Origin of the sequence: uncultured Leptotrichia sp. (genome assembly GCF_938036635.1) — a bacterium.
In the GTDB taxonomy this organism is placed as follows: Bacteria; Fusobacteriota; Fusobacteriia; order Fusobacteriales; family Leptotrichiaceae; genus Leptotrichia; species Leptotrichia hongkongensis.
This window is the reverse complement of the sequence record NZ_CALHQO010000419.1, coordinates 1-4,743: the sequence shown is the minus strand read 5'-3', so window position 1 is coordinate 4,743 and position 4,743 is coordinate 1. Positions and strand designations below refer to the sequence as shown.

Below are 4,743 nucleotides of genomic sequence, written 5' to 3'. Positions count from 1 at the left end.
TTTTAATTTACTCACATAATTATAGATGTTAAACCGAGGTCTGTAAATAATATTTGCAAAAGTTAAAATTATTAGTATAATAATAAAGTAGTATAATCAAATATATTTGATAGATACTAAAATTATAATGATTAGGAAAGGGAAATTAAATGATTTGGATAATTGGTGGAACGAAAGATTCAAGAAGTATTTTAGATGAAGTTTTGAAAGTTCGGGAAGATGAGATTATTGTGAGTACAGCTACTGAGTATGGTGGAAAATTACTTGAAGATGTGGCTAAGAATGAAAAAGTGCATGTACTTTCAGAAAGATTGAATGTACTGCAGATTGAAAGCATGATTTTAGAGAAGAAGATTGACTTAATTATTGATGCTAGCCATCCATATGCACAAAATATTAGTAATACTGTTATTTCAATGGTAAGTTATTTGAATGAAAGAGCCGAAAAAGGAAAAGAGATAAAATATGTAAGATTTGAAAGAAAAATGGTTGATTATGGAAGTGAAAATGTGTTTAAATTCCAAAATTTACAGGAAATAATTATGTTTTTAAATAAAGTTGAAAATAAAAATGTATTGAGTACATTGGGATCTAACACTTTGGCGGAAATAAAAGAAATAAGAGAGAAAAATAATTTGTTTGTTAGAATTCTGCCAACAACAACTTCAATACAAAGTGCTGAAGAGCTTGGATATTTACCTAAAAATATAATTGCAATGCAGGGGCCGTTTTCTAAAAATATGAATATTGCGATGTTAAAAGATTTTAAGATTGATTATCTTATAACAAAAGAAAGCGGTGAAACTGGGGGAGAACTTCAAAAAGTTGAAGCGTGTCAGGAATGTGGAGTAAAAATTTTAGCAATAAAACGTCCAGTATTGAATTATGGAATATTTTTCCATACAATTGAGGAATTAATAGAATATATTGTAAAACTTGTTTAAAGTTTTAGTGAAGAATAGTAGAAATAAATTATACAACTAGGATATAAATTACATTTTAATCATTTTAAAATATTAGATTTTATTCTTTTTTGAAAAATTTTCTATGAATTTATTATTTTATCGAGTTTAGTATAATAGTTTTTTTTAAGAAGTAAGAATAGCTTTAATAAAAAATAATAAAGCTTTCTTGCTTATTTAGATTTATTGTTTTTTTCTTTCTAGTGTAGTATAATAATGTCAATAGATATTGATTTATAGTTATGCTTAAAAATTAGAGTAAAAATATGTAAAAAGTAAAGGATTGGCTGTAGAACAGGCTAATCTTTTATTCTTGATTTAAGCTGGAATTACTATATTTGAAAATTGTTATAAATTAGGGGAAGTGGTATTATGAATATAGAAGTAATTAAGAAGAATGTAAGAAAATATTTGGATGAAAAAAGATACAATCATGTGGAAAGAGTTGCTAAATGTGCTGTAGAACTTGCAAAAATTTATAATGTAGATGTGGAAAAAGTTGCAGCTTCAGCTTGGCTTCATGATGTGGCAAAATTTTTTGACTTGTCAGTTATGATTGACTTGACTAAGGGTAAATATCCTGAAGTAGAGGACAAGATGTCGAAGTCTACAGCCGTGCTTCATGGATTTGCAGGAGCTGAATTTGTACGGCAAAACTATGAATTGTTTGGAATTGATGATGAAGAAATTTTGGATGGAATAAAATATCATACAATTGGGAAAGAAAATATGAGTACTCTTGCTAAGATTGTCTATCTTTCAGATGCGATTGAAGAAGGGAGAAGCTGGGAAGGTGTAGAAACAGCTAGAGAACTTGCAAAAACTGATTTAGATAAGGCAATAAAATTTGAAATTGAGGAAAAATTAAAATATTTGTTTGCGAAGGATTCTATCATTCATCCAAATGTTATAAAATTTAGAAATTCGATAATAGCTAATAAAATTTAGAATAAAAAAATAGAGGTAAAATATGGGAAATAAACAAAAGAAAGAAAAACATAAAAATATTGAAAATAACGATAAAAATTTTCATAAGGGAAAAAAATTTAGTGGAAAAAATTACAATATTAAAAAAGAAAATGAAAAAACTCGGAAAATGGAACTTAAGGAAGAGCGTGAATTAAAATATTTGCGACAAGTGCTAGCAGAATATGAGTTTACTTTTCAGGAAATATTACAGCTGCTGGAATGGAGCCAGAAAAAACGGAAAATGTATAAGCAGCTTTTAAATGCATGGGAAGAAAGCGGAGATATTTATTTGAAAAGGAATGGAAGATATACCTTGCCTGAGAAGGAAGGGTTTGTGAAAGGGGAAATTTCTATTTCTAATGGAAATTTCGGATTTCTTGATATTAATGGAGAGGCTAGCGTCTTTATTCCTGGAGCTTATTTGAATACGGCTATGAATGGAGATACTGTTCTGGTACGTATTTTGAAGGAAAGTTCAGATGGAAAGAAACGTGAAGGGGAAGTTTACAAAGTTGTAAGAAGAAATCGAGATGTTATAGTTGGAGTTTTTGAGCATAATTTAAGTTTTGGCTTTGTGCGTCCAAGAAATTCTCCAAAGGATATTTATATTCCAAAAAAATTGATAAAAGGTGCAAAAACTGGAGATTTAGTGGCTGTAAAGGTGGACTTCTGGGGAGATGAGGAAAGAAAGCCTGAAGGAGAGATTATAAGTGTTCTGGGAAGTCCCAAGGATACAGAGGCACTAATTTCGTCATTGCTTTTGAATGAAGGAATTGAGGAGAAATTTCCAAATGAAGTCTTGCAGGAACTGGACAAAATTGATGAGGATTTTTCGGAAGAACTAAAAAATCGAAAAGATTTGAGACATCTTGACATTATTACAATCGACGGTTCTGATGCGAAAGATTTGGATGATGCGGTTTATGTGGAAAAAACAGAAGATGGGTATAAACTTTTTGTAAGTATTGCCGATGTTTCTTACTATGTACGGGAAAATACCGAGCTTGATACAGAAGCACTAAAACGTGGAAACTCAATTTATCTTGTAGACAGGGTAATTCCTATGTTGCCAAGAAAATTATCAAATAATCTGTGTTCACTTAATCCGAATGAGGATAAGCTAACTTTTACTGTAGAAATGGATTTGGATAAAAAAGGTAAAGTTGTAAGAAATGATTTTTACAAATCGGTTATAAAATCCAAATACAGAATGACTTATGAAAATGTAAATAAAATTTTGGAAAAAAATGAAGAATCTGAAGAATACAAAGGTCTTTATGATAAATATATAAAAATTGATGAAATGCTAAAAAATATGCTGGAATTATCTAAAATCATCAGAAACAACAAAAAGAGACGTGGGAGCATTGATTTTGAATTACCTGAGATAAAGGTAGTCTTAGATGAAAATAAGGCCGTAAAGGACATTGTATTGCGTTCTAGAGGGGAAGCTGAAAGAATTATAGAAGACTTTATGGTTATTGCAAATGAAACTGTGGCGGAAAAACTTTTCTGGGAAGAAATTCCAGCAATTTACAGAGTTCACGAAGATCCTGACAAGGCGAAAGTTCAAGCGTTAAATGAAACTTTGATAAAATTTGGATATTCCCTAAAAGGATTGGAAGAAATACATCCTGGCAAATTTCAGAACATAATAGAAAGAACGACAGGACTGCCAGAAGGGTATTTGATTCACAAACTGATTTTACGGGCAATGCAGCGTGCAAGATATGCCAACAAAAATCTTGGACATTTTGGTCTTGCTTCTAAATATTATCTGCACTTTACATCACCGATACGTCGATATTCTGACTTAATTGTTCACAGAATGCTTGGACGTTCGATTGAAAAATTTATGAATGAAAAGGAAAAAGCTAAATATGGAGCTAATTTTGAAGCAATTGCCTCAAGTATTTCGAAAACTGAAAGAATAGCGGATAAACTGGAAGAAGACAGTGTAAAAATAAAATTAATTGAGTATATGCAAGATAAAATAGGACAAGTTTATATTGCTAGACTTAGCGGGATGAATAAAAATAAGATATTTATGGAACTAGAAAATCACATAGAAGTGGTTTACAATGTTACAACAGCACGTGATAATTTTATTTATGATGAAGAAAACTTTAAAATCATAGATAAAAGAAATAATGAGTCCTATACTATGGGAAGCACAATGAAAGTAAGTGTTGTAAGTGCAAGTTATACAAAAATGGAAATTGAGGTCATACCTTATGTGGAAGAAAGAGCAAAAATCGAGGAGACTGAAGAGTAATAAAGAATATTGGAAGGAGGGAAAATGCCAGTATTAGCTAGAAATAAAAAGGCTTTTCACGATTATTTCATAGAAGATAAGCTGGAAGCAGGTATTGAACTTGTAGGAACGGAAGTAAAATCTGTGAAAGCTGGAAAAGTCAGCATAAAGGAAAGTTTTATAAGAATTATACGGGATGAAGTTTTTGTAATGAACATGCATATTACACCTTATGAATTTGGAAATATTAATAATGTGGCAGAATCCCGTGTGAGAAAATTGCTTTTGAATAGACGTGAAATAAAAAAATGGAGTGAAAAAATTAAAGAGCAGGGTTATACCATTGTTCCAATTTCAGTTTATACAAAGCAAAGGCTTGTAAAAATGGAAATAGGGCTGGCAAAAGGTAAAAAGATGCATGATAAGAGGGAATCGCTGAAAAGGAAGGATATTGACAGGGATATGAATAAAATTCAAAAGAATTTTGGAAGATAGATTGAGAATGGTAAAAGTTAGAAAATATGAATTTGTGATAATAAAAAATGTACCTTATTTAAA

At 30.4% G+C, this 4,743-nt stretch carries 4 protein-coding genes; all 4 read left to right on the top strand.

Translation table 11 applies throughout. The features are described 5' to 3' along the window. Positions 1-149 precede the first annotated feature (149 nt). The 4 genes from cobK (at position 150) to smpB (ending at position 4,680) form a co-directional block, all read left to right on the top strand. Entirely contained in the window at positions 150-944 is a 795-nt protein-coding gene (gene cobK, locus Q0370_RS08395; protein WP_299574560.1) for a precorrin-6A reductase, read from the top strand. Positions 945-1,334: 390 nt separating this feature from the next. Further along, positions 1,335-1,910: a bis(5'-nucleosyl)-tetraphosphatase (symmetrical) YqeK gene (gene yqeK, locus Q0370_RS08390; RefSeq protein ID WP_299574558.1), complete on the top strand. Its 576-nt coding sequence runs from the start codon at positions 1,335-1,337 to the stop codon at positions 1,908-1,910. 22 nt (positions 1,911-1,932) lie between these two features. Beyond that, positions 1,933-4,206 carry a ribonuclease R gene (rnr, locus tag Q0370_RS08385; protein WP_299574555.1) on the top strand — a complete coding sequence of 758 codons (2,274 nt, stop codon included), beginning with the start codon at positions 1,933-1,935 and terminating at the stop codon, positions 4,204-4,206. Between the two features lie 24 nt (positions 4,207-4,230). Continuing rightward, positions 4,231-4,680: an SsrA-binding protein SmpB gene (gene smpB, locus Q0370_RS08380; protein WP_299574552.1), complete on the top strand. Its 450-nt coding sequence runs from the start codon at positions 4,231-4,233 to the stop codon at positions 4,678-4,680. Positions 4,681-4,743 lie beyond the last annotated feature (63 nt).